The sequence below is a fragment of the Exiguobacterium sp. RM11 genome (assembly GCF_059821525.1).
This window is the reverse complement of record NZ_CM187558.1, coordinates 2,177,732-2,201,760: the sequence shown is the minus strand read 5'-3', so window position 1 is coordinate 2,201,760 and position 24,029 is coordinate 2,177,732. Positions and strand designations below refer to the sequence as shown.

At 47.8% G+C, this 24,029-nt stretch carries 26 protein-coding genes; 17 read left to right on the top strand and 9 right to left on the bottom strand.

From position 1 onward, the window contains the following. Positions 1-130: 130 nt before the first annotated feature. Positions 131-433: a hypothetical protein gene (locus AC5LIL_RS11490; RefSeq protein ID WP_214696351.1), complete on the top strand. Its 303-nt coding sequence runs from the start codon at positions 131-133 to the stop codon at positions 431-433. A gap of 35 nt (positions 434-468) precedes the next feature. Here the strand turns inward: AC5LIL_RS11490 and AC5LIL_RS11485 are convergent, their stop codons facing one another. The 3 genes from AC5LIL_RS11485 to yfkAB are packed head-to-tail and all read right to left on the bottom strand — an operon-like array spanning position 469 to position 3,008. After that, a complete protein-coding gene (locus tag AC5LIL_RS11485; RefSeq protein WP_499824170.1) occupies positions 469-1,611 on the bottom strand; it encodes an MFS transporter in 1,143 nt (380 codons plus the stop codon). A gap of 42 nt (positions 1,612-1,653) precedes the next feature. Continuing rightward, entirely contained in the window at positions 1,654-1,848 is a 195-nt protein-coding gene (locus AC5LIL_RS11480) for a hypothetical protein (protein WP_074033088.1), read from the bottom strand. A gap of 53 nt (positions 1,849-1,901) precedes the next feature. Beyond that, positions 1,902-3,008 (bottom strand): radical SAM/CxCxxxxC motif protein YfkAB, encoded by a 1,107-nt coding sequence (gene yfkAB / locus AC5LIL_RS11475; protein ID WP_499824169.1) that lies wholly within the window; start codon positions 3,006-3,008, stop codon positions 1,902-1,904. A gap of 85 nt (positions 3,009-3,093) precedes the next feature. Between yfkAB and AC5LIL_RS11470 the strand changes: the two genes are divergently transcribed. From AC5LIL_RS11470 to AC5LIL_RS11460, 3 genes are read left to right on the top strand one after another with little or no spacing between them, the layout of a single operon-like run. Continuing rightward, the gene (locus AC5LIL_RS11470; protein WP_015880867.1) at positions 3,094-3,303 is read left to right on the top strand and encodes a hypothetical protein; all 210 of its coding nucleotides are present in this window, start codon (positions 3,094-3,096) and stop codon (positions 3,301-3,303) included. Beyond that, complete coding sequence (gene rlmD, locus AC5LIL_RS11465) at positions 3,300-4,676, top strand: 23S rRNA (uracil(1939)-C(5))-methyltransferase RlmD (RefSeq protein ID WP_214785676.1); 1,377 nt, start codon at positions 3,300-3,302, stop codon at positions 4,674-4,676. Before AC5LIL_RS11470 ends, rlmD begins: the two co-directional genes overlap by 4 nt. 50 nt (positions 4,677-4,726) lie before the next feature. Continuing rightward, complete coding sequence (locus tag AC5LIL_RS11460; RefSeq protein ID WP_214747524.1) at positions 4,727-5,176, top strand: cytidine deaminase; 450 nt, start codon at positions 4,727-4,729, stop codon at positions 5,174-5,176. A gap of 29 nt (positions 5,177-5,205) precedes the next feature. On the opposite strand, the gene AC5LIL_RS11455 is transcribed toward AC5LIL_RS11460, so the two are convergent. Next, on the bottom strand, positions 5,206-5,412 hold the full coding sequence (locus tag AC5LIL_RS11455) for a YczO family protein (RefSeq protein WP_214785675.1): 207 nt from the start codon (positions 5,410-5,412) through the stop codon (positions 5,206-5,208). Positions 5,413-5,530: 118 nt separating this feature from the next. Here AC5LIL_RS11455 and AC5LIL_RS11450 point away from each other — a divergent pair, with 118 nt between their 5' ends. Further along, complete coding sequence (locus AC5LIL_RS11450) at positions 5,531-5,818, top strand: hypothetical protein (protein WP_214696335.1); 288 nt, start codon at positions 5,531-5,533, stop codon at positions 5,816-5,818. A 23-nt stretch (positions 5,819-5,841) separates the two neighbouring features. Here the strand turns inward: AC5LIL_RS11450 and AC5LIL_RS11445 are convergent, their stop codons facing one another. The 5 genes from AC5LIL_RS11445 to AC5LIL_RS11425 form a co-directional block, all read right to left on the bottom strand. Continuing rightward, positions 5,842-7,233: a sensor histidine kinase gene (locus AC5LIL_RS11445; protein WP_214747166.1), complete on the bottom strand. Its 1,392-nt coding sequence runs from the start codon at positions 7,231-7,233 to the stop codon at positions 5,842-5,844. Further along, positions 7,230-7,919, bottom strand: coding sequence for a response regulator transcription factor (locus tag AC5LIL_RS11440; protein ID WP_015880873.1), 690 nt, complete (start codon positions 7,917-7,919; stop codon positions 7,230-7,232). Before AC5LIL_RS11440 ends, AC5LIL_RS11445 begins: the two co-directional genes overlap by 4 nt. Positions 7,920-8,087: 168 nt before the next feature. Further along, positions 8,088-8,654: a GNAT family N-acetyltransferase gene (locus AC5LIL_RS11435; protein WP_074033096.1), complete on the bottom strand. Its 567-nt coding sequence runs from the start codon at positions 8,652-8,654 to the stop codon at positions 8,088-8,090. Positions 8,655-8,830: 176 nt separating this feature from the next. Further along, positions 8,831-9,985 carry an amidohydrolase gene (locus tag AC5LIL_RS11430; protein WP_214785674.1) on the bottom strand — a complete coding sequence of 385 codons (1,155 nt, stop codon included), beginning with the start codon at positions 9,983-9,985 and terminating at the stop codon, positions 8,831-8,833. Positions 9,986-9,997: 12 nt separating this feature from the next. Beyond that, complete coding sequence (locus tag AC5LIL_RS11425) at positions 9,998-10,906, bottom strand: TIGR01777 family oxidoreductase (RefSeq protein WP_499824168.1); 909 nt, start codon at positions 10,904-10,906, stop codon at positions 9,998-10,000. Between the two features lie 145 nt (positions 10,907-11,051). Here AC5LIL_RS11425 and recX point away from each other — a divergent pair, with 145 nt between their 5' ends. From recX to AC5LIL_RS11365, 12 genes are all read left to right on the top strand, one after another. After that, positions 11,052-11,864: a recombination regulator RecX gene (gene recX, locus AC5LIL_RS11420; RefSeq protein WP_214785672.1), complete on the top strand. Its 813-nt coding sequence runs from the start codon at positions 11,052-11,054 to the stop codon at positions 11,862-11,864. 48 nt (positions 11,865-11,912) lie between these two features. Beyond that, positions 11,913-13,553: an L-lactate permease gene (locus AC5LIL_RS11415; protein ID WP_499824167.1), complete on the top strand. Its 1,641-nt coding sequence runs from the start codon at positions 11,913-11,915 to the stop codon at positions 13,551-13,553. Positions 13,554-13,873: 320 nt separating this feature from the next. Next, positions 13,874-15,598, top strand: coding sequence for an ABC transporter ATP-binding protein (locus AC5LIL_RS11410; protein WP_214747145.1), 1,725 nt, complete (start codon positions 13,874-13,876; stop codon positions 15,596-15,598). A gap of 22 nt (positions 15,599-15,620) precedes the next feature. Then, on the top strand, positions 15,621-17,666 hold the full coding sequence (locus AC5LIL_RS11405; RefSeq protein ID WP_499824166.1) for an ABC transporter ATP-binding protein: 2,046 nt from the start codon (positions 15,621-15,623) through the stop codon (positions 17,664-17,666). A gap of 9 nt (positions 17,667-17,675) precedes the next feature. Further along, complete coding sequence (locus AC5LIL_RS11400) at positions 17,676-18,854, top strand: RtcB family protein (protein ID WP_499824165.1); 1,179 nt, start codon at positions 17,676-17,678, stop codon at positions 18,852-18,854. A 71-nt stretch (positions 18,855-18,925) separates the two neighbouring features. Next, a complete protein-coding gene (locus AC5LIL_RS11395; RefSeq protein ID WP_074033104.1) occupies positions 18,926-19,240 on the top strand; it encodes a YfhH family protein in 315 nt (104 codons plus the stop codon). Beyond that, positions 19,237-19,506 carry a YfhJ family protein gene (locus AC5LIL_RS11390; protein ID WP_074033105.1) on the top strand — a complete coding sequence of 90 codons (270 nt, stop codon included), beginning with the start codon at positions 19,237-19,239 and terminating at the stop codon, positions 19,504-19,506. The genes AC5LIL_RS11395 and AC5LIL_RS11390 overlap by 4 nt, the downstream gene beginning before the upstream one ends. 151 nt (positions 19,507-19,657) lie before the next feature. Further along, complete coding sequence (locus AC5LIL_RS11385; RefSeq protein ID WP_074033106.1) at positions 19,658-20,197, top strand: helix-turn-helix domain-containing protein; 540 nt, start codon at positions 19,658-19,660, stop codon at positions 20,195-20,197. Positions 20,198-20,218: 21 nt separating this feature from the next. Further along, the gene (locus AC5LIL_RS11380; RefSeq protein WP_214696317.1) at positions 20,219-21,325 is read left to right on the top strand and encodes an ABC transporter ATP-binding protein; all 1,107 of its coding nucleotides are present in this window, start codon (positions 20,219-20,221) and stop codon (positions 21,323-21,325) included. Then, positions 21,312-22,133: an ABC transporter permease gene (locus AC5LIL_RS11375; protein WP_074033108.1), complete on the top strand. Its 822-nt coding sequence runs from the start codon at positions 21,312-21,314 to the stop codon at positions 22,131-22,133. Before AC5LIL_RS11380 ends, AC5LIL_RS11375 begins: the two co-directional genes overlap by 14 nt. After that, complete coding sequence (locus AC5LIL_RS11370; protein ID WP_074033109.1) at positions 22,130-22,924, top strand: ABC transporter permease; 795 nt, start codon at positions 22,130-22,132, stop codon at positions 22,922-22,924. Before AC5LIL_RS11375 ends, AC5LIL_RS11370 begins: the two co-directional genes overlap by 4 nt. Continuing rightward, positions 22,921-23,991 (top strand): ABC transporter substrate-binding protein, encoded by a 1,071-nt coding sequence (locus AC5LIL_RS11365; protein WP_499824164.1) that lies wholly within the window; start codon positions 22,921-22,923, stop codon positions 23,989-23,991. Before AC5LIL_RS11370 ends, AC5LIL_RS11365 begins: the two co-directional genes overlap by 4 nt. The last annotated feature ends 38 nt before the right edge of the window (positions 23,992-24,029 follow it).

Genomic DNA, 24,029 nt, shown 5'->3' with positions numbered 1-24,029 from the left:
AAGAGACGGAGTTGACGGAATTAAAATCCCATGACAAAATAAATTAAAAATTCTGAATTTTAAGCTCGGAAATCGGTCTTCGTTTGTAAAGACTTGCGTACGCAATCATTCAAAGGAAGGAGGAAAAACAATGACTAGAAATCGGATCGTCCGTAATATCCTCATCTCGCGTCAACCGAAAGATGAGTACGTCAAGTACGTGATGAAGTGCGTGAGTCAGAGTTTAAAAGAACGTCACGGTCCTGTGGCGACCCGCGCGACGAGACAAGGGGATGACATTCAGACGAGATGGCAGTTCGAAGACCGTGTCGTAGAGGTGACGTTGAAATCGGAAGTCCTCGCCTCGCTGGACACGGAGCCGTTCGCACTAGATGAAGTGTTCATCCAGGCGTTGCAGTTAAACGATGAAGAGATGGATCGAGTTGTAGAATGAAAGAGGCAGATGGTTCATGGGAACCATCTGCCTCTTTATATATTGATCGGTTTTGATTTAGAGGTGAAGAGTCGCAAGGCGAGAATGCCTAAAATCAACGTATACATGAAGAAGTAAACCTCTTTCGGAAGCGACAACCAATAGGCACCAATCATCGGTCCTGAAATCGAGCCGATACTGAATGAGATGCTATACAGCATGTTGCCAGTCGGGAGGAGGGAACGAGGGAGCACCTCTGTCATATGTGCTAGACCAAGTGAATACGTCGACCCTAACCCTGCGCCGGCAAGAGCGAACAACACGAGGAGACCGACATAGTGATCGACGACAACATTCGCTAAAGCGAAGACGAGTGTACCGAACGCCAAAACGATTTGCAAAATTCGTTTCTTCCCATACAAGTCAGCGAGTCGACCGAGAGGCAGTTGAACGACAATCGACATGACGATGAACGTCGTAATCAGCGTGCTTGTCTCTGTCAGGCTCATCCCGTTCCGTGACGTAAAGATTGGGAAGTTGGCATTTAAGCTCGCTTCCAGGAATCCGTATGTAAACGCAGGAAGAAGCGTGTATCCCGCACCGACTAAGATCAGTCGGATGCGTCCCTTCGAATCCGTCTTCACTTTCTCGACTTCAGGGAACTCATTCTCGACTTTAAAAACAAGCATCAATGAGGCAAGACAGAAAAAGACGATGATCAAAAACGGTAACCAAAACCATAGATCGACAAGTGGTGCGAGTAAAGGTCCGACAGCAAAACCTAGACTGAACGACATCCCATAGTACGCCATCGCGCGACCGAGACTACGCTTATCCGTAGAAGATGTCACCCACACTTGTGAACCGTAGTGGAGGGCAGAGTCACCAAATCCGATAAAGAAACGCATCATCGCCCACACGAGTAAAGACGGCCAGATGGGCAAAGCGAAAGTCGCGACTGCGGTTAACACAATGCCTAAGACGATCGTTGGACGAAATCCGTACTTTCGGACGAAGCGCTCAAGGAGCGGCGCAGAGACGATTACCCCGACATAGAGCATCGTCGCATTCAATCCGTTCACCCAAGCCGGAGCCCCGTCACGTTCAATCAACGTGGAGAGGAGGGGAATGAGTGCACCTTGAATCAAGCCGGATATAAAGACGATCAATAGTAAAATCATAAAACGAAAGCGGAGCATGGATTCACCTCATGAAGTCAAAGTAAAAAGCCGAGAAGGTTCTCAGCTTTTTGTGTCGTCAATCGGTTGTGGAGAGTGATTCAAGTGAAGCAATTCATCATCCCAACTGCCTTGACTAAACATTTCATCATGCTCTACTTTGTCTGAAACGAATGCGGCTGTCAATAAGATGCTAAGCACACCACCAAAAATAATAATGGCCATTACAGTGATCATCAATACATAAATCGCTGTCATCTATACACACCTCGATTCAGTTAATATACAGAACATTTCCCGAATCGAAATAATTAAAACGAGGTAGCTTTACGAGATTGGAAATCGACAGTCGGATAATAAGCTTGCTTGACGAGTGCGTTTGGTCCAAGACATTTCACGGCGGGACAATGACAAGAAAGCGTAGCATTCAACTGACTGTTCATCCATGTATCGTACGCTTCCTGGAATGGGGTGTCATATACGGTACCGAGTGTACCGAGCTCGTCACCAAAATCGGTCACAATGATCTGACCATCAAAGATATTCGTGTTAAGGCGTGAACGGCCGTCCGGATCGTTTCGGACCGTTACGTTTTTTGATTCATGAAGTCGTTTCAATAAAGCGCGATCTTCCGGCAAATCAGAACATGCATAGAATGGTAACGTGCCGAACAACATCCAGACGTTCTCGTCTCGGACATCGAGCAAGTCGTGAATCGCCTGTCGCGTATCCGCGAGTGACGCAGATTCGAGTGCGCTAGCGAAATCTGCGGGGTACATTGGGTGAACCTCATGCCTTTGGCAACCGAGCGATACAATTTCTTCATGGATTTCTTTCAAATGAGGAATCGTTCGTTTGTTAATCATCGTTTCTGCCGACACAATGACGCCTTCGGCCGTGAGCGCGCGTGCGTTATCTTTCATAGTCTGGAGCATTTTTAACCGGGCCTCTTCACTCGGTTTCCGGTCCATCATCGCGAATCCACCTTCAAGGAAATCGGCATCGGTGCCCCAGTTATGCGAAATGTGCAAAACGTCTAAGTAAGGGGTAATAAGATGATAGCGAGATAACGGTAACGTCAAGTTCGAGTTGATTTGCGTACGTGCCCCACGTTCTTTCGCATAACGTAACAGCGGGACGACATAGTTGCGGACTGATTTCATCGATAACATCGGTTCGCCACCTGTGATGGAGAAAGCGCGTAAATGTTCGATTTCGTCTAACCGTTGAATCAACAGCTCGAGCGGCACTTCCGGTTCTTCCGTTTGGTCGAGCATATAACCGACCGCACAATGCTCGCAGCGCATGTTACACAATTTTGTTGTGGTTACTTCGACGTTGGATAAGACGAGTCGACCATGTTCGACTTGGTCGAGATAGGCTTCCCAAGGGTCGAAGGTTGGGGAGATGTTTTGCATGTGGATTCCACCTTTTCATCAAGTTACACGAAATAGTATGCTATAATAGCAACTCTTTGTCACGAACCAAAGGAGCGATTACAAGATGGGTAAATCACGTACAGATACCGCCGGAAAGATGAACGTCCTAAAATCGAGAACGGAATTGCTATGTCTATCGGTCAATACGCTAGATGAGCATACGACACCTGAAGATTTACATCGCCTGTTAGCCGACATTGATTCGTTGCGCGCCAAAGTTGTGCGTTACGCCAAAGACCTAGAACAATCGTCTCGAAAGGATGAATCAGATTGAAATTAATTACAGGAGATTTTAAAGATGTCACAGTCGAACGACTTGGCATCAATGGAGAAGGCATTGCGACAATCAATCGCATGGTTATCTTCATTCCGAACTTATTGCCGGGAGAACGAGCAAAAGTTGAAATCACGCGTGTCGAAAAAAACTACGCGGAGGCACGTGTCGTCAAACGCGATAATGACTCAAAAGATCGCGTTAAAGCACCTTGTCCGATTTACGATGAGTGTGGTGGATGTCAAATCCAACATATGAGTTCACGTCTGCAGATGGAGTATAAGGAAGAAATCGTTCGAAACGCTTTCCGTCAAAAGACAAAACTCAACGTGGAAAAATCGGATATCCGTCCGACAATCGGTATGGATGATCCGTGGTATTACCGCAATAAATCACAGTTCCCGCTCGGTACACGCCGTGGGGAAATCGTGTCCGGTCTTTACAAGCCGAATTCGAACCATCTCGTACCAATCGAGCACTGTATGGTTCAACAACGTGACACGACAAACATCAACAATGCGATTGTCCGTATTTTAAACGAACTCGACATTCCCGTCTACGATGCACGTCGTGACACAGGTTATGCTCGGACGGTCGTCGTTCGCTCAGGTTACAAAACGAATGATGTACAAGTCGTTTTGGTCGTCGGACATGAAGATGTTCCGGATTTAGATGAATTAAGTGACCGAATCATGGAATTGCCAAACGTCGTCTCATTCCATATCAACATCAACGCGAATCGTTCAGGTGTGATTTTTGGTTATCGGACGGTTCATATCGCAGGACAAGAGAAGATGGATGAACAACTTGATGATGTGCATTATCATCTATCACCACGTGCATTCTTCCAATTGAATCCGGCACAAACTGAAAAAATGTATCGTGAAGTCGTTGAAGCGGCAGGGTTAACAGGTGAAGAACGTGTCATCGATGCCTATGCAGGTGTCGGTTCAATCGGTCTTTGGTTGGCACCTTATGCAAAAGAAATTCGCGGGATGGAAGTCGTACCGGAAGCGGTCGAAGATGCGAATGATCATATGCGTGAAAATGGCTATAACCATGTCACGTATGTCGAAGGACGTGCCGAGCACTGGATCCCACGTTGGGTGAAAGATGGCTGGATTCCAGATGTCGTGGTCGTCGATCCGCCACGAACAGGGATGGATCATCAATTAATCAACTCGATTATTTCATCGAAGACGAAACGAATCGTTTACGTATCATGTAACCCGCAAACGCTCGCGCGAGATGCCGATCAGTTGATGAAAGCGGGATACAAGGTCAATTACGTGCAACCGTATGATATGTTCCCGCAGACGTCTCACGTTGAATCGGTCGTCGTGTTCGAGAAAAAGAAAAAGAAAAAATATTGACGAGTCCGTGAAAACACTTGATGAGTAAGCGTTTTCACGTTATAGTTCAGATGTCAGACTTCTTCTCAAATTTAGAAGTGGAGGAACATCCAATGATTTCACAAGAACGCGTACAAGAACTCGTGCATAAAGCCATTGAAGCGCGCAAACGCGCCTATACACCGTATTCAAAATTTAACGTCGGAGCCGTCGTCATCGATGCATCTGGTAAAGAGATTACGGGATGTAACGTAGAGAACGCTTCGTACGGACTTTCGATGTGTGCCGAACGGACAGCCATCTTTAAAGCTGTCTCGGAAGGTAGTGACTCGATTGAGACGGTCGTTGTTGTCGGCGATACAGAAGGTCCGATTTCACCGTGTGGAGCGTGCCGTCAAGTCATCGCCGAATTCGCAGGAGAGGATTTTACCTTAATCCTTGCGAACTTGAACGGTGACACAAAAGTGATGACAAAAGAAGAAATGTTGCCTTACGGATTTTCACCGAAGGACTTAACGTAACAAGCTGCGGACGATTGTCCGCAGCTTGTTTATTCGTCTTTATATTTCTTTTCACTCGCCGATTCATTTTTGGAGTGACGTTTGTTCTTCTCATCCTTCACCCGTTCATTCAATTCCTCGACGGGAATCGGGTCGACGGTTTGCATGCCGTCCTCGTCAAAAATACTCTCTTTGTCCGTGTCGACAGCGTCTGGGTTATCAAACGGACGTTTCGACGTAGGTCGTTTCTTTTCCATCCAATCGCCTCCTTCTCACTACAGATTCCACTCCTTGAAAAGTTGTAAACGTTTTCGGTTTGGGTTTTAAGATGATCAAATGGTGGAATGAAGATTTCATAGTGAAGGAGGGGACAGGATGGATCGTAAAGTATTGATGGGGATTGTACTCGGTGTCGCAGGCGCAGCACTCGTTGCACCGAAAGTGGCGGCACTGCTTTCGCAACGTGAGGAAGAAGACACGTGGCAGAAGATGGACGAGCGGGAGAGTGTCGATGCGGATCAGGATGAAGCGGAGCAAGGTCTCACGCAACTTGATTCGAGTCACCGTGCCGAATGGCAAGCGAACGGATACCCGCAGACGCATGCAGAGCGAGAGCGACTCGAACAAGAGTCGGTCGATCAATATAAAGGGAAAGACATTTAAAAGGCAGCCGCGAGGCTGCCTTTTTACATATCGAACGCTTCTTCTGGTAAGAGAGGTAAGCCGACCGTAACCGTCGTCCCTTGCCCAACTTCTGAGCTGAAGTGAAGCGATCCTTCATGTCGTTCGATAATATGCTTCGCGATGGCGAGCCCGAGACCGGTGCCGCCATCTTTTCGTGTCCGTGATTTATTGACACGATAGAAACGCTCCGTCAATTTATCCAGATCTTCTTTCGGGATACCTCGACCTTCATCGCGTATTTCTGTGATCGCATAGTTTGTCTCGGCGAATGTCTTCACATAAATCGTTTTGCCCGCCTCGGTGTAGCGGAGTGCATTATCGAGAAGGTTACCGATGACTTGTTCGAGTCGGTCATGGTCGCCAAGAATGATCAAGTCGAAGTCTAAATCGGATTCGATTGTCACTCCTTTTGCCCGGGCAATCGGTTCGAGTCGATAAAGGACATCTTCAAGCACTTGCGAATACACGACGGGTTCTTTTGTCATCGGATACGAATCGCGCTCTAGCTGTGCGAGGTCGAGTAAGTCCGTGACGAGACGTTGAAGACGATTCGTCTCGTTTTCGATGATGTCGTAATATTGCGCCCGTGTTTTTTCATCCAACGTGTCATCTTGAAGCATCTCCGTGTACCCACGAATGTAGGAAAGTGGGGTACGGAGTTCGTGACTGACGTTCGCGAGAAACTCTTTTCGCTGTTCTTCGACGAGTCCGAGTGACTCCGCCATCGAGTTGAGCGTGTCCGCCAACTCGCCGATTTCATCATCATACACAATCGGGATGCGGTGTGAGAAATCGCCTTGCGCATACACTTGTGAGGCACGCTTCATCTGGATGAGCGGCTGAATGATCGTATCGATGATCTGTTTACCGAAAAGGAGCAAGTTCACGATCATGAGGACGAGTAAGAACGTGATCATGAGCCGAATCGGTTGGAACGGTTCGCTGATTTTACTGAGTTCCATATAGAGGATGAGCGCATTATCGAGTTCCCCGTCACGTATGAGCGGAAAAGCGGTCATTAATATATCAACGTCCTCGGTCGGATGCTTTCGCGTAACAGAAATGGCATACCCGTCTTGGAGACGTTCGAGGTCTTGTTGCCGTAGGAACGTCTTACCGGAGCCGAGTGTATCTTCTCGAACGGAGGAAAGGAATACTTTCGTTTCGGTCAGTTCGTTCGTATACGTCATACTGTCAGCAAACGCGTCAGAGAAACCGTCGGCCTTATAGATTGTGACGAGTTTCTCTCCGCGGTTGATGAGCAGTTCTTCTTGCGTTTGGATATAGAATTTGTCGTACAAATAGAACGTCATGATTAGAAACACGAACGCTGAGAAGAGGCTGGCTGTCCAGATGGTAATCCAAATCCGCTTCCGGATCGTGTATCGCTTCATCCGTTTGCCTCGAATTTATATCCGATGCCCCAAACGGTTTGAATGTAACCTCCAGCCTCCCCGAGCTTCAGGCGTAACGTCTTGATGTGTGTGTCGACCGTACGGAGGTTGCCGTGGTATTCGGTTCCCCAAATTTGGTCGAGCAACTGTTCACGAGAGAATACTTTTTCATCGTTCGTGATGAACAGGTAAAGTAAGTCGAACTCTTTTCGTGTCAGGTTGACCGTTTTCCCTTTCACGCTGACGGCGCGACCTTCGATATCGATGGAGAGAATGCCGACATCAAACGTCGCTTCTTGTTCTTTTGAAAAACTGTGTGTGCGACGGAGTGTCGCTTCGATACGAGCGAGTAGCTCGCGCGGGCTAAACGGTTTCGTGATGTAGTCATCGGCCCCGATTTTTAGTCCATGAATACGGTCGAGTTCTTCAGAGCGCGCCGTCAAGAGGATGATTGGAACGTTCGAAAACTCACGGATACGCATGCAAGCCGTCAATCCATCGAGTTCCGGCATCATCACGTCGAGTAAGACGAGATGGAACGTTTCTTCTTTTAAGCGTTCAATCGCTTCGAGACCGTTTGAGGCGGTGACCGTCTCATACCCTTCTTTTTCTAAATTTGATACAAGTAAATCTCGCATTTGTTCTTCGTCATCAGTTACGAGGATACGAAACATTGATTCTGACATATGTCATTCTCCTTTACGAAACGGTTAACGAGAGTTGTGATGAATCCCTCATACCTTTATCATACCTATCTCTTCGAATTAGAACAGATTTATTCGGCTCCGACAAGTTACCTCCATCAAATCCACACAAAAACGCCACAAAAAAGCCAATTCTTTGACAGAATTGGCTCATGCTTCGAGTTGTGCCTCGTAAGGGACTTCGTATTCCGGGATGTGAAGAGCGTGCAAGTAAAGTTGGAAGCTCGACTTGGATACTTCGTATAATACATATTCCACATCACCTTGGTTGATCTCAGCGAGCAGTTCAGAACGAAGCTCATTCGCGCAAAATGCGTACGGGAGTTTCTCTGCTGCAGCAATCGATCGTTCATTCGACTTACGAATCTTTAAGAACACACTTTCAATATCAAGCTCGAAGAACAGTTCTGAGAAGAACGCCTCTTTCGCAACTTGATTATAACCTTTGCCGTGATACGGCTTGCCAAGCCACGTGCCGAGGAATCCATAGCCGGATTCGACATCGAACAAGCTGATCGTCCCAATCGGGGTGCCATACTCGTTCGTGATGGTACGTGAGATGATATTTCCTTGCTCTTCTAGCTCGATGATTTGCTTCGTGCTAAATAAAAACTCGTCAAAGTGGACCGTCTTTTGACGGACATACGGAAAGACATCTGGGTGTTGCATCAGTTCGAACAACTCCGCGCAGTCGGTGAGCTCACGAAATTTGAGCACCTTTACATTCCTCCTCCTATTTCAGACCGCTGAAGAATAGTCGTAACGAAAGCATACTTCTGGCTTCGCTGTTCGAACCGCCTTGGCTGCTTTATGAAGTTACAAGATAATTTTATATAGTATTTTTAAAAAAGCAAGTAAATTGTGCGTAAAATGCTTATGAAAAATAATGAAAATTATTCGACCTCATGATGCGTTTCCGCACGGTCTGTTTTATAGACAACTTCACCATTAACAATCGTCATAATCGGCTTCGCTAAATAGTCGAGCGGGAAGTGATTCCAGAGCACGAGATCGGCGTCTTTTCCGACTTCTAGTGAGCCGATGCGGTCGTCAACACCGAGTGATTCAGCAGGGTTGATTGTGATCCCTCGTAGCGCAATATCGACAGGTAACCCTTCACGTGCAGCAAGACCAGCACATAAATTTAAATACTGCACCGGCGTGTACGGATGATCGGTCGTGATGGAAACAATCATGTCATGCTCATGGAGTATGCGATACGTTTCCCACGTCTTATTTTGAAGTTCGATTTTCGACTTTCGCGTAAAGGTCGGTCCGACGGTGACATGTTTCACACCGAGCTCTTGTAACTTTTCTGCGACGAGGTGACCTTCCGTACAATGTTCGATGCGGTAGTCGAGGTCGAACTCTTTTGCAAAACGGACGACCGAAAGAATATCGTCTGCACGGTGCGCATGCACGCGAATCGGCATGTCGCGGTCTAGGGCGAGTTGGATCATCTGACTCCCGAACGTGCCGATCGTTTTCGTTGAACCGACCGTACGAAATGCTTCACGGAGCAAGCCCATGATTCCCATCCGCGTCAGGTCGCCCGTTTTCCCCATACTATGAATTCGTTTCGGGTTTTCGCCGAGTGCCATCTTCAACCCCGCATGACGGCGGACAATCATATCATCAATATAGCGGCCGTGCGTTTTGATGACACTTGTCACACCACCGATGACGTTCATACTCCCGGGCATAACCTGGACAGCGGTCACGCCAGCCATCAATGCTTCCTGGAACCCTTCATCGAGTGGGTAGACACCGTCGATGGCACGAGCATGAGGCGTCATCGCTTCGACCGTTTCGTTGGCGTCGTTCCCAACAGAGCCTGTCCCCTCGTCATATAAACCAAGGTGAGTATGCGCATCGATAAAACCAGGGAATAAAAAGTTTCCTTCTGCTTCGATGACATTCTCGCCATCCATCGGTTCGAGCAATTCGGCCATTTCGACAATCTTTCCATCACGGACACGGACGTCTCCGTAAAAATGGGGGGCGGTAATCGGATAAATATGGGCGTTTCGAATAAGTAAGTGACTCACGATTCATTCTCCTTAAGCATCTTGTAATAGGTTTTTTAATGCGGGTTCTAATGTGTCATATCGGAAATCAAAGCCATGTTGGAGCGCTTTGGTCGGTACGACTTTTGCTCCTTCTAAAACGATGACACTCTTTTCACCGAGTGCGAGTTTCATCATTGGGGCGGGTGCCGGGATCCAGTGAGGACGATGCATCACCTTCGCGATCGTCTTCCCGAACTCATTCATCGTCACCGGTGAAGGGGCGGTTCCGTTTACAGGACCTTCGATTGTATCCGTTTCGATGATATGCACGAACAACCGCACGAGATCATCTAAATGAATCCATGGAACCCACTGCTTTCCGGATCCGATTTTACCACCGACTCCGAATTGATAGGGGAGTTTCATTAATGGGAACGCACCGCCATCATTGGATAAGACGACGCCTGTACGCATTGTCACGAGACGAACGCCCAAATCGCGAATCGGTTCAGCTTCTTGTTCCCAGAGGACACAAACATTCCCGAGGAAATTGGTTCGTGTCGGTAATGGGGTTTCTTCTGAATACGTGATGGAACGGTCTTCCCCGTATATGCCGATTGCCGAGCCGCTGATGACGACTTGAGGTTTATGTTTTAACTGTTGAATGATCCGGACGACTTCCTTTGTCCCTTCGATTCGACTTTGGAGGATGGCTTGCTTCTGTTTATGGGTCCAGCGTCCGTCGTTGATGGACGCGCCTGCCAAATGGATGAACGCGTCTGTTCCTTCGAGTTCTTCTTCTGGCTTGCTAGTTGGCGTTAGCCATTCGATGAACGACACCCCGCGATGGCGGGGACGTGGATGTCTTGTCAAGACGACGACATGGTGACCGGCGTCAGCCAGTGCGCGGACGAGCGGTTGACCGATCAACCCGGTTCCACCGGTGATTGCGATTTTCATGAAATTCCCTCCGATATCATGTGTTGTTTCTAAAATGGGTATAAGTCAGTATATCCAGATGAATACCCTTTCTTCTAACTTATCAAAAATCCTTTCCGATTCCTGAACGTGATATGTTAGAAACATGAAATGGAGGGGAGTCGTTGTGAAAATTGCGAAGTTCACGACCCAACAAAAGAATAAAGATCGATTGAACGTCTTCATCGAACGCGAAGGGAAAGAAGAGTTCGCATTCGCCATCGATGTTGACGTGTTCATCAAGTACGGGCTCACAAAAGGGATGGAGCTCGAAGACGACTTTGTGCAAGATGTGCTCGAGGCGGAAGAGGCACAGAAAGCCTATAAACTAGCCGTCAATTATTTATCGTACCGAATGCGTGCGATTTCAGAGGTGCAGGACTATCTCATGAAGAAGGAGTTAAGCGAAACTGCCATCAAACATGCCATCACGCGACTGAAAGAGCAGCGTTACTTGAATGATGCGGAATTTGCGAAAGCTTATGTCCAAACCAAATTCAATACGAGTCCAAGTGGACCGATCAAAATCAAACGTGAGCTCGAACAGCTCCGCATTCCACCGGACGTTGTTGAATCCGTATTAGCATCAATCACACACGAAGAACTCGTCGAAAAGGCCGGAAAGTTCGTAAAACGGAAACAATTGGAAACAAATCGTCGTTCTGCCACAGAAGTGCAACAAAGAATTCAACAAACCCTGATGCAAAGGGGGTTTACCTTTGATATTATTTCAGAGGCGATTCAAACTTTTTGGGAAGAAGAGGACGAAGATGTCGAGATTGCGGCATGTCTGAAGCAGGCTGAAAAGTTGAATCGGAAGTTCAGCGGGTATGATGCGTTCGAGCGCAAGCAGCGCATGAAGATGCAGCTTCGGCGCAAAGGATTTCCGTATGATGTGATTGAACGTACGTTAGAGAGACTCGTTGAAGAAGAATCGTGATGGGACATCTGTTTACGGTAGGGGAAAACACGAAAAGGTGGGTCTACATTGACGATTTTAGAATGGATTACAGCACTGACGCCGATTGTGGCCGTGCTCATCTTATTGGTAATTATGCGTTTACCTGCATCAGTAGCCATGCCCTTGTCACTCGTGACGACGGCGATTTTAGCGTTCTTCGTTTGGCAATTGGATGCGACTCGAATCATGGCGGCGACATTACAAGGACTCGTCATCGCCGTCACGACCGTATGGATCGTCTATGGTGCGATCGGGATGATGAATACGATGAAAGAAGGCGGCGGAATGAATGCGATTCGCTCTGGATTCGTCAACATCACACCCGATCCGCGTATTCAAGTTCTGATTGTCGGTTGGTTGTTCGTCTCATTCATTGAAGGGGCTTCAGGATTTGGTACACCGGCGACGGTTGCGGCACCGCTTTTAATTGCGCTCGGTTTTCCACCGATTGCTGCTGTCGTGATTGCGTTGTCTGCGGACGTATCAGCCGTCACGTTCGGTGCGGTTGGGACACCGGCACTCATCGGGATCGGGAATGGCCTTTCGCTAGACGTGAACCAACCTGAGTCGATTGCCTTTTTGACGGAAGTCGTCTTGCAAACCGTATTGATTGATATGGTCGTCGGTCTATTCATCCCATTCATTTTGATTTTGATGCTGACACGCTTCTTCAGTAAGGAGAAGTCAATCAAACCAGCCCTCGAAGTATTTCCGATTGCGATCGTGGCTGCGCTGTTATATAGCGTACCAGCCTACATTTGGACACTTGTCCTCGGATTTGAATTTGGTGGAATGCTTGGTGGACTAACAGGTCTCGTCATTCTCGTAGCCATGGCGCGCAAAGGGATTCTCATGCCGAAGCGCGTATGGACGTTCGATGGATATATGGATGAATTGGAACCATCTACCGAAAAAGTAAAGGTAACATCGAACAAGCGTGAACTACCGCAGTGGAAAGCGTGGGCACCTTATCTCATCTTGACGATATTCTTAGTCCTCACCCGTACGGTTCCGTTCTTGAATGAACTATCTCGGAGCGTTCGGATCAACCTGCCGAACATTTTGGGCGTAGAAGGAATCTCGACGTCTTGGGAGCCGTTCTATTCACCGGGATTCATGTTCATCTTGACGATCATCGCAACATTCTTCTTGCACAATATGAGTTGGTCGCAAGTGACGTCGGTCTTTAAAGCGACGACGTTTGGAATCGTCGGGACAGTCATCACGTTAGCAGCTTCTGTTCCAATGGTCCGTATTTTCATCCACTCTGAAAATGGGGGAGCTGGACTTGCATCGATGCCGGTCGAACTTGCGACGGCAGCTGCTGACACGTTCGGCGGGGTATGGCCACTTGTCGCACCGTGGATCGGGGCCCTCGGCGCATTCGTTTCGGGCTCGGCGACCTTCTCAAACATGATGTTTTCAAGTTTAACGACAAACGTAGCCGAGTCTGTCGGAATCAACGAGACGCTCGCCTTGTCGATGCAGATGGCAGGAGCGAACGCAGGGAACATGATCTGTGTGTTGAACGTCGTAGCGGTTGCTTCCGTTGCGGGACTACTCGGTAAAGAAGGGACCATCATTCGATACACGCTCATGCCGATGATTTATTACGTCACGGCAACAGGGGTCATTGGTCTCATTTTGGGCATGTTTTTCTTAAACTGAATCAAGTTACAATTTTTTTACAAAATAATATTGACAATTTTCAGAACAGTCTGCTAAGGTTTGAGTAGATTTTAAAACTATGAAACGAGAGGAGCCAGAATGATGAACAACATTGCACTCACAAACACACTCAAAACATCATATGGCTACTCGTATTTAACTGCGTGACTTTGGCAGCTGGATAGGGGTAGTGTCCTTTCCCTGACCATGCAAAAGATTGAAGACTACTTCAAGCGCGCTTCATTTGATTGGTTGCACAATCAGGTGGAGTGCGCTTTTTTGCGTGCTTAGGTGGATTGGACGGAAGGGGGAAATCAGTCATGAAGCTGATTAAACAATTAGATTGGTTTATTAAAAGACAGAAACGGACGTATTTGATTGCCATCATCTTACTCATCATCACGGGAGTTGTAGATATGTTGCCACCGTGGATTATTGGACAGGCAATCGATGCGATTCGTGAAGGAAGTTTGACGACAGAACGATTGATCCTCATTGTGTCATCACTTTTAGGCATCATGGTGTTGTCTTATGTGATGTCGTACTTGTGGATCGCCCGACTATTCGGGACAGCCTTTTTACTTGAAAAGAAATTGAGAGGTCGTTTTTTCGGTCACCTCCTCAAACAAACGCCACGCTTTTATCAACAACATCGTACGGGTGATTTGATGGCACTCGCGACAAATGACTTGAAAGCGGTTGAGCGGACAGCGGGATTTGGGGTTATGACATTGGTCGACTCGTTCAACATGACGCTCATCGCGTTGACAATCATGGGTGTATTCATCGATTGGAAGTTGACACTTGCTGCACTTTTACCGATGCCGATTCTCGCTTGGTCGATGAATAAACTCGGAAGCCAAATCCATACACGCTTCACAGCAGCCCAGGATTCATTTGGGGTAATGAACGACCAAGTCGTCGAGTCAATCTCAGGTCTTCGGGTCGTCCGTTCATTCGTTCAAGAAGAGGCGGACACGAAAAAGTTTGATGACATCACAGACGATGTCATGGCAAAAAACATGCACGTCGCTAAAATCGATGTATTGTTTGAACCAGTCATCAAACTTCTTGTCGGACTCAGTTATTTGATTGGGCTCTCGTTCGGGACGTATCTCGTCTTTACGAACGACATCACGCTCGGTCAACTCGTCTCGTTCAACATTTATTTAGGAATGCTCATTTGGCCGATGTATGCGTTCGGTGAACTGATCAACGTCGTACAACGGGGAACGGCGAGTTTGGAACGAATCGAATCGACAATGAACGAAGCTCCAGACGTTGCCTCTACGGGGACGGTCCAGATCGACGTTCCGGAGAAAATCACATTTAAATCGCTCTCATTCCGTTATCCGAATGCGAATCGTGATTCGTTAGAGGACATCGTCCTGCACGTTTCGCGTGGTGAGACGATTGGGGTCGTCGGACCGACTGGGGCCGGGAAGACGACGTTACTCCGTCAGTTACTTCGGGAGTATCCGATTGATGATTCACTTCTCGTGAACGGCGTGCCGATTTCGGACATCAAACTCGAAACCGTTCGTGGCTGGAGTGGTTATGTGTCACAAGAACATCTTCTCTTCTCGAAAACGGTTCGCGATAACATTCGTTTCGGAGTGGATGATGTCTCGGATGAGGCGCTAGAGACGGCAATTCATCTCGCGGCGTTTGATACAGATATCGAACATTTAGAGAACGGTTTAGATACGGTTGTCGGTGAGCAGGGTGTCATGCTGTCAGGCGGACAGAAACAACGTCTATCGATTGCACGAGCGTTGTTGAAGAATCCTGAGATTTTACTCCTTGACGATTCGCTCTCAGCGGTCGATGCGAAGACAGAATCACGCATCATCGATTCCGTTCGTACGAGCCGCGAAGCGAAAACGACATTTATCGTCGCACACCGTCTTTCTGCGGTGGCGCACGCTGATCAGATCCTCGTCCTTCAAGACGGGCGTGTCACAGAACGTGGCACACATGACCAACTGATGGAGCGCCACGGTTGGTACTATGAACAATTTATTCGACAAGGAGAGTCGGAGTAATCCGAGAAAGGGGGAATCTCTCATGATCGATCAATATGAATTAGATCCAGTTCGTCGGAAGAAAACGATTCGTTCACTCGTTGGGTACGCCAAACAAGTGAAACGCTCGATCTTCCTCGGATTGACATTACTCTTTTTAGCGGTCGGTGCAGAACTTGCCGGACCGTATATCGCCAAAATCATTATCGATGAGCATATCGTTGCCATTGAACGTGATTGGGTTCAAGTCGAGTCTGGCGGTAGCGTTTCCTTTGATGGGAACTCGTACGAGAAAGAAACAAGGCTTGACGGGCAAGACGTGGTTCAGCCTGTCTCCATCGTGCAAACGACGGACGGATACTATCTCGTCCCTGATGCTGTGATGAGCGGGGGGATTCGAGATGTCGAAGGAGACGTGCTGACAATTACACGAGGTGATGAGACGGCGACATATGACAATATCGTTTCACTCTCATCGACTGACGTGTTCCAGTTTTATCAGACAGATTTACGAGCAGTGCTCATGCTTTCTGGTCTCTATGTCGTCCTATTGCTACTCGCAGCTGGATTGAACTGGGGACAACAGATGCTTTTACAACGTTCGGCGCACAGTATCGTGAAGACGATGCGTCTCGACGTGATGAAGCATTTGCAAACAATCCCGGTACGTTATTTTGACCAGACGCCGATCGGGAAGATTGTCAGTCGTGTCACAAACGACACGGAAACGATTCGGGACCTGTATTTAGGAGTACTTGCCCGTGTCTTCCAAAGCGTCGTCATGATGATTGGGGTACTGATTGCGATGTTCTTCCTAGACGTACGTCTAGGCTTCGTCTCACTCATCATCATCCCGGTCGTCATCGTCTGGATCAAATTGTTCCAGCGCTTCTCGACGAAAAATAACTTCCGCGTCCGTGCGCTCGTCGCAGATATGAATGCACAGTTGAATGAAAGCATTCAGACGATGCCGATCATTCAATCGTACGTCCGCGAAGACCTCGTCTATGACGAGTTCAACGAGAAGAACAGTGACAACTTCCAAACGAGACGAAAACTGTTGAAGTTGGATGCATTGATGAGTCATAACTTGGTCAACTTCTTCCGAAACATGGCGCTCGCCTTACTCATCTGGTTCGTCGGGGCGCAAACACTCGGTGGGGGAAGCATCCTGACACTCGGGATCTTGTATGCCTATATCGATTACGTCTCACGGATTTTTGAGCCGGTGACACAAATCATGAACCAGTTATCACCGCTTCAACAAGCGCTCGTATCGGCCGACCGGATGTTCCAGTTGCTCGATGAAAAAGGAGAGCCGGTCTCATCGGAACGCATTCCACGATTTAAAGGGGAAGTTGTGTTTGATGACGTGACATTCAGTTATGAAGCTGGGAAACCAGTGTTACAACAGATTGAACTACACGCGGCTCCAGGCGAGACGATTGCCCTTGTTGGACATACGGGCAGTGGGAAGAGTTCGATCATGAACTTGCTTATGCGTTTTTATGACCCATCGAAAGGCGTTCTCCGCATCGATGGAATGGACGTGACGAAACTGCCGACTCAGGCAGTACGAGACCATCTCGGAATCGTCTTACAAGACCCGTTCCTGTTCACTGGAACGATTCGAACAAACATCACACTTGGAGATGAATCCATTACAGATGACCAAGTATGGAAAGCACTGACAGCCGTAGGAGCGGACCGTTTTGTGAAGCAGTTGCCAAAAGGAATCGATGAACCGGTGATTGAACGTGGTGCTTCCCTTTCGAGTGGGGAACGACAGTTGATCAGTTTCGCTCGCGCCCTCGTCTTTGACCCGGCCATCCTCGTCCTCGATGAGGCGACAGCGAGTGTCGACTCGGAGACCGAGGCGCTGATTCAAGAGGCACTCAAAACACTCACGTACGGTCGAACGACGTTTGTCATCGCGCACCGACTCTCGACGATTCGGGAAGCGGACCAAATCCTCGTTCTCGACCATGGTCGAATCATCGAGCGTGGGAATCATCAGTCGCTCATCGAATTCGGTGGTGTCTATGCTCGAATGCACGAATTACAAAGTAAGCAACAAGCGATCAGTTAAGGAGGTCACATGGAAATCACGGGGAAATATAACCGCGCTAAAGTATTCAATGAACGAATCGATGACATGACGCGGAATCAGATTCAAACCCTTCTTGACCAACCGTTCACAGAAGGAGCATCGATTCGCATCATGCCGGATATGCACGCCGGGAAAGGGTCAGTCGTTGGCACGACGATGACGATTCACGATAAAGTCGTACCGAACTTGGTCGGTGTCGATTTAGGATGTGGGATGCTTTGTACTGAAATCAAAGCAAAACGAATCGACTTTCAGCGACTCGATGACGTGATCCGCGAACTCGTACCGAGCGGGATGAACATTCGCGAGACGGTTCATCCGTACGCGTCTGAACTTCCACTTGAAGCGGTTCGAGCGCCGTATAAACTCGACCGTGCCTTGCGCTCGGTCGGGTCACTCGGCTCGGGGAACCATTTCATTGAAGTGAACCGGGATGGTCAGGGACGTACGTTTCTCGTCATTCATTCGGGTTCGCGCCATCTCGGGGTACAGATTGCCGATCATTATCAAGAGCGCGCGATTCAACACATGATGGAAACGAGAGATGTAAAAGAAGCAATCGAACGATTGAAGGATGCTGGACGGCAGGGAGAGATCTCGACGTATCTGGAAGCGGAACGTGAAGCGCGGAAACCATTCCGTGACCTGGCTTATGTCGAAGGGGAGGACATGGACGATTACATGCACGACGTGCGAATCGCCCAACAATACGCAGCAGCGAACCGTCGAGCGATGACAGATGTGATTGTGGAAGCGATGAAGTGGAACGTCGTCGATCAATTCGACACCGTTCACAACTATATCGACCATGACGCGATGATTCTTCGTAAAGGAGCCATCTCCGCGCAAGAAGGAGAGCGTGTCATCATTCCGATGAATATGCGAGACGGTTCGCTCATCTGTACGGGGAAAGGGAACCCAGACTGGAACTTCTCTGGTCCTCACGGAGCAGGTCGGATCATGTCCCGTTCAGCCGCGCGCAAACGCGTCGACTTCAAAGAATTTAAACGTACGATGGAAGGCGTTTGGTCGACTTCGGTTCGACCGTCTACAGTGGATGAGTCACCATTCGTCTACAAATCGATGAACGAGATCGTCCGTTATATCGAACCGGCGGTCAGCATCGACCAAGTCATCAAACCGTTGTACAACTTCAAGGCGAACTGAGTGGATTTCACTCAGTCTCGTCTTTTTCTTTTTTTCGCAAAATCTGATACGCTTACATCGAGGTGAACGAAATGGAAAAGCGGTTAAGTGATTTATCGAAATATGAGTTAGAGCAGGAGATTCAAGCCTTGCATGAGAGAAAACGGAAGGCTGAACAGATGGGCATGGTCAGCGAAATCGAAGTTGTCCTTCGACGGATTGCGATTGCCGAAAGCTATTTGGTCGACCCGACTTCGTTTCGTCCAGGTGAAACATATGTCGTCAACTACAACGACCAGCCGTTCCGCTTAAAATTCGTCAACGGTGTCATGGGTTGGGGTACGTTTGAAGGGGACATGACAGAACGGGCCATCCCGCTCTCTGAACTGTCGGAGGTGAAACGATGAACCGAAACGAACAATACGAGCGACTCGCGGCCATTCTAAAAGAGAAGAACGACGTGCTAAACGATTCGGAAGCCATCACATGGGTCGAAGTGCTATGGGAAGACTTTGAGACGTCGCTCGCCAAGGCAGGCGAACCGTATCCAGGAGAAGCGAAAGCGTTTCAATACGTCATTCAACAGATTGATGCATACGGCGCACAGCTCCATTTGTTCCAAACGAAGAACGAGAAGTTTAAGCACTTGATGTCAAAACGAAATTTACACTGAATCACGTCCGTTGTGGCGTGATTTTTTATTTGCAATTCTCATTCAGTTCGTTATAATGAAGGTCGCTAATAGTTTGCTTGTAAGTATAGTATAGATAAACTTTCTTTAGTTGAACTCATGTTTCACTAAACTAGAAGGAGGCGTTCAGTCGTTGGAAGTAGGTCAAAACATTAAGCGACTCCGGATTAAAAAAGGATTGACCCAAGAGGAGTTAGCGGAGCGTACGGATTTGAGTAAAGGATACATCTCTCAAATCGAACGTGATTTAAGCTCTCCTTCATTAGAGACGTTATTTGATTTGTTGAGCGTCCTTGGAAGTTCACCAAAAGAGTTCTTCGATGAAGACTTGAATCAAAAAGTCGTATACACCGTCGATGATCGCACCACGTATACGGATGAGGAACGAAAATATCGAACGGAGTGGCTTATTCCGGAATCGAATGAGAAAGAAATGGAGCCAATTCTCGTCACGTTTTGCAAGAATGGAGAATTCAAACAATATGAACCGTCCCGCTCAGAGACATTGGTATATGTCTTGTCCGGAAAAGTGGCTTTGAAGTTAGGTCATCACACCTACTTTGCCAAGGCGGGAGAAACGATGTATTATGTCGCCTCGGACTCACACCAACTCGTCAACGATCACGATGGCGAAAGTGAATGTCTCATCGTAGCGACTCATTCATATTTATAAGTCAATAGAGGAGGAAACAGCATGAATGCAGAGACAATTATTCGTTTTGACCACGTGTCAAAGCGTTACGACGACACCGTCGTCCTAGAAGATATCAGTTTTGAGATTGAGCGTGGGAAGTTTTATACGCTTCTCGGTCCATCGGGATGTGGGAAGACGACAATCCTACGTCTCATCGCTGGATTTACCGACGCGACTGAAGGTGATCTTCACTTCAGTGGGAAGCGAATCAACGATGTACCCGCCAACAAACGACAAGTAAACACCGTGTTTCAAGATTATGCGCTGTTTCCTCATTTGAACGTATTTGAAAATGTCGCGTTCGGTCTTCGTATTAAAAAGTTAAAAGAAGCAGACATCAAAGCAAAAGTGGAGCAGGCTCTCAAGTTTGTTAACTTAGAAGGATACGGCTCGCGCGAAATCGATGAGATGTCAGGTGGACAACGTCAACGTGTCGCGATCGCCCGCGCAATCGTGAACGAGCCAGAGGTCATCCTCCTCGATGAACCGTTGTCTGCCTTAGATTTGAAACTTCGTACAGAAATGCAATATGAATTACGTGAGTTGCAACAACGTCTCGGCATCACCTTCATCTTCGTCACACACGACCAAGAAGAGGCGCTCGCGATGTCCGATGAGATTTTCGTCATGAACAACGGGAAGATTGTTCAGAGTGGGACGCCGACTGATATTTACGACGAACCGATTAACCGCTTCGTCGCGGACTTCATCGGAGAATCGAATATCGTACCGGGTGTCATGCCAGAAGACAATGTCGTCACGTTCGCTGGCAAAACGTTCGATTGCGTCGACCAAGGGTTTGACCGTAACGAAAAAGTCGAGGTTATCATTCGTCCGGAAGACTTGGAGATGACATCCATCGATTCTGCGAAACTGATTGTCGATGTTGATTCACAACTGTTCCGCGGCGTTCACTATGAGATTTGCTGTTACGACCAAGAAGGGAACGAGTGGCTCGTTCACTCGACGAAGAAGTCGACCGTCGGATCAAAAATCGGATTGACGTTTGACGAGGAAGCGATTCACGTCATGCGATTAGGAGAGACAGAAGAAGAGTTCGACCGTCGTCTCGAATCCTATGAGGAGGTCCCTCATGAATCAAACTAACCAGACCGCAAAGACGGTATATTTGACGACATATTGGATTTGGATTGCCTTATTCGTCGTCGCGCCACTCGTCCTCGTCGTCTATTACTCGTTTTTTGATATCGACGGGAACTTGAGTTTAGAGAACTATCAGACGTTCTTCTCTTCGACGTACTTGTCGATGACGTTATCATCATTTTGGTACGCGTTCCTGATTACGTTCTTCTCGCTACTCGTCGGGTACCCGACGGCGTATTTGTTGACGAAGACGAAGCATAAACAGCTTTGGCTCTTGCTCATCTTGCTTCCGTCATGGATTAACTTGCTATTAAAAGCGTACGCGTTCCTCGGGATTTTTGGAACGTACGGCATCACGAATCAGTTTTTAGAGGCGATTGGGATTGGAACAAAGCAGATTCTTTTCACGGACTTCAGTTTCGTCTTCGTCTCGGTATACATTTTCATTCCGTTCATGATTTTGCCAATCTACAACGCGATTGAAAAATTACCACCATCTCTCGTCTATGCATCACGCGACTTAGGTGCATCGAACTGGACGACGTTCCGACGTGTCATCTTCCCGTTGACGCTTGACGGCGTCAAGTCAGGGATTCAAATTGTCTTTATTCCGGCGTTGTCACTCTTCATGATCACACGCCTGATCGCAGGAAACCGTGTCATCACGCTCGGTACGGCGATTGAACAACAATTCCTCGTTACGCAAAACTGGGGGATGGGATCTACGATTGCCGTCTTCTTGATCTTGGCGATGGTTCTCGTCATGGTCATCACGCGTGACTGGGGTGCGAAAGGAGCGGTCCGTCGATGAAACGTAAACGATTCAAACTATCAAACCTATACTTGGCGGCCGTGTTCTTCATTTTATACGCGCCAATCCTATACCTGGTCTTTTACTCGTTCAACAGTGGCGGGACGATGAGTAACTTTGAAGGATTCACCCTTGAGTGGTATAAGTCACTCTTCACGGACACGAGACTTCTCGTCATCGTCTTGAACACAATCGTCATCGCCCTACTATCGGCGACGATTTCGACCGTGCTTGGTGTTATTGGGGCACTCGCCATCTATACGGCGAAACAAAAGTATACAAAGACATCCCTCTTGTCTTTGAACAACGTCTTGATTGTTAGTCCGGACGTTATCATCGGAGCATCATTCTTGATTCTCTTCACGATGCTCGGGATTCAGTTAGGCTTCTATTCGGTTCTCTTGTCGCACATTGCGTTCTCGGTTCCGATTGTCGTCATCTTGGTGTTGCCGAAACTTCAAGAGATGAGTCCGACGTTGATCGATGCGTCACGTGATTTAGGTGCTAGTACATGGGATGTGTTGACGAAAGTCATTCTCCCTTATATCACACCAGGTGTGTTCGCCGGATTCTTCACAGCACTCACGTATTCGTTAGATGACTTTGCGGTCACGTTCTTCGTGACAGGGAACGGGTTCACGACACTTGCAGTAGAAGTCTACTCGCGGGCTCGTCAAGGAATCTCGCTTGAAATCAATGCGTTATCTGCGATTTTGTTCGTCTTCACCCTCATCCTTGTCATTGGATATTATGTGTTGGCGCAACGAGGAGCAAAGGAGGTTAGACGATGAAAAAATTAATCATCATGCTGGCTGTTCCGGTGATTGTCAGCTTCGGTCTCCTTCTTTGGATTCAGCAATTGAACGCTGCGCAAGGGTTTGGTGGCGACAATACGCTTGTCGTCTATAACTGGGGAGACTATATCGATGAGGATTTGATCGGTGAGTTCGAAGAACAGAGTGGACTAAAAGTTGTCTATCAGACGTTCGATTCGAACGAGGCGATGCTCACGAAAATTGAGCAAGGGGGTACGGCGTTCGATGTAGCCGTCCCGTCAGACTATGCGATTAGTAAAATGATTGAAGAGGATTTGTTGCTTCCAATCGACTACGAGAAGCTTGAGAATTTCGATAACATCGATCCACGCTTTCTCGACAAATCGTTCGACCCAGGTAACAAGTACTCGGTTCCTTACTTCTGGGGAACGGTCGGGATTGTCTATAATCCCGAAATGGTCGATGGTGAAATCACATCGTGGAACGACTTGTGGGAGATGCCGCTTGAAAATGACATCCTTCTTGCAGACGGAACACGAGAAGTGATGGGCTTCGGCTTGAACTCGCTCGGCTATTCGCTCAATACGACGAACAAAGATGAGTTGATTGAAGCGGAACAAAAGTTAGAAACGCTTTGGCCGAACATCAAAGCGATCGTCGGGGATGAGATTAAAATGTTGATGGCAAACCGTGAAGCAGCAGCGGCTGTCGTGTGGTCTGGAGATGCATCGGAAATCATGTACGAAAATGAAGAACTGACGTATGTCATTCCAGAAGAGGGGACGAATCTTTGGTTCGATAACCTCGTGATCCCGAGTACGGCACAAAATGTGGACGGTGCGCATCAATTCATCGACTTCATGCTAGATGCCGAGATTGCAGCCCGTAATACGGACTACGTCGGCTATTCGACTCCGAACGAAGCGGCACTCGAATTTTTAGATGAAGAAGTCACATCAGATGAGCGGTTCTACCCATCTCGCGACGTGACGCAAGAACTTGAAGTGTATGAAAACTTAGGGAAGCGGATGAACGCTTACTATAACGAATTGTATTTGCGCTTTAAAATGCAGAGTAAATGACAAGACATCCCTCACTCATTACGAGTGGGGGATGTTTT

What these genes read in the sequence shown, in the direction of transcription:
- AC5LIL_RS11455 (WP_214785675.1), bottom strand. Translation starts at nt 5,412, where the DNA reads ATGGAAAAGAAACGACCTACGTCGAAACGTCCGTTTGATAACCCAGAC.
- AC5LIL_RS11390 (WP_074033105.1), top strand. Translation starts at nt 19,237, where the DNA reads ATGAACCGAAACGAACAATACGAGCGACTCGCGGCCATTCTAAAAGAG.
- AC5LIL_RS11365 (WP_499824164.1), top strand. Translation starts at nt 22,921, where the DNA reads ATGAAAAAATTAATCATCATGCTGGCTGTTCCGGTGATTGTCAGCTTC.
- AC5LIL_RS11380 (WP_214696317.1), top strand. Translation starts at nt 20,219, where the DNA reads ATGAATGCAGAGACAATTATTCGTTTTGACCACGTGTCAAAGCGTTAC.
- AC5LIL_RS11375 (WP_074033108.1), top strand. Translation starts at nt 21,312, where the DNA reads ATGAATCAAACTAACCAGACCGCAAAGACGGTATATTTGACGACATAT.
- AC5LIL_RS11485 (WP_499824170.1), bottom strand. Translation starts at nt 1,611, where the DNA reads ATGCTCCGCTTTCGTTTTATGATTTTACTATTGATCGTCTTTATATCC.
- AC5LIL_RS11460 (WP_214747524.1), top strand. Translation starts at nt 4,727, where the DNA reads ATGTCAGACTTCTTCTCAAATTTAGAAGTGGAGGAACATCCAATGATT.
- AC5LIL_RS11490 (WP_214696351.1), top strand. Translation starts at nt 131, where the DNA reads ATGACTAGAAATCGGATCGTCCGTAATATCCTCATCTCGCGTCAACCG.
- AC5LIL_RS11450 (WP_214696335.1), top strand. Translation starts at nt 5,531, where the DNA reads ATGGATCGTAAAGTATTGATGGGGATTGTACTCGGTGTCGCAGGCGCA.
- AC5LIL_RS11400 (WP_499824165.1), top strand. Translation starts at nt 17,676, where the DNA reads ATGGAAATCACGGGGAAATATAACCGCGCTAAAGTATTCAATGAACGA.
- yfkAB (WP_499824169.1), bottom strand. Translation starts at nt 3,008, where the DNA reads ATGCAAAACATCTCCCCAACCTTCGACCCTTGGGAAGCCTATCTCGAC.
- AC5LIL_RS11405 (WP_499824166.1), top strand. Translation starts at nt 15,621, where the DNA reads ATGATCGATCAATATGAATTAGATCCAGTTCGTCGGAAGAAAACGATT.
- AC5LIL_RS11410 (WP_214747145.1), top strand. Translation starts at nt 13,874, where the DNA reads ATGAAGCTGATTAAACAATTAGATTGGTTTATTAAAAGACAGAAACGG.
- AC5LIL_RS11395 (WP_074033104.1), top strand. Translation starts at nt 18,926, where the DNA reads ATGGAAAAGCGGTTAAGTGATTTATCGAAATATGAGTTAGAGCAGGAG.
- AC5LIL_RS11425 (WP_499824168.1), bottom strand. Translation starts at nt 10,906, where the DNA reads ATGAAAATCGCAATCACCGGTGGAACCGGGTTGATCGGTCAACCGCTC.
- AC5LIL_RS11480 (WP_074033088.1), bottom strand. Translation starts at nt 1,848, where the DNA reads ATGACAGCGATTTATGTATTGATGATCACTGTAATGGCCATTATTATT.
- AC5LIL_RS11470 (WP_015880867.1), top strand. Translation starts at nt 3,094, where the DNA reads ATGGGTAAATCACGTACAGATACCGCCGGAAAGATGAACGTCCTAAAA.
- AC5LIL_RS11440 (WP_015880873.1), bottom strand. Translation starts at nt 7,919, where the DNA reads ATGTCAGAATCAATGTTTCGTATCCTCGTAACTGATGACGAAGAACAA.
- AC5LIL_RS11445 (WP_214747166.1), bottom strand. Translation starts at nt 7,233, where the DNA reads ATGAAGCGATACACGATCCGGAAGCGGATTTGGATTACCATCTGGACA.
- AC5LIL_RS11370 (WP_074033109.1), top strand. Translation starts at nt 22,130, where the DNA reads ATGAAACGTAAACGATTCAAACTATCAAACCTATACTTGGCGGCCGTG.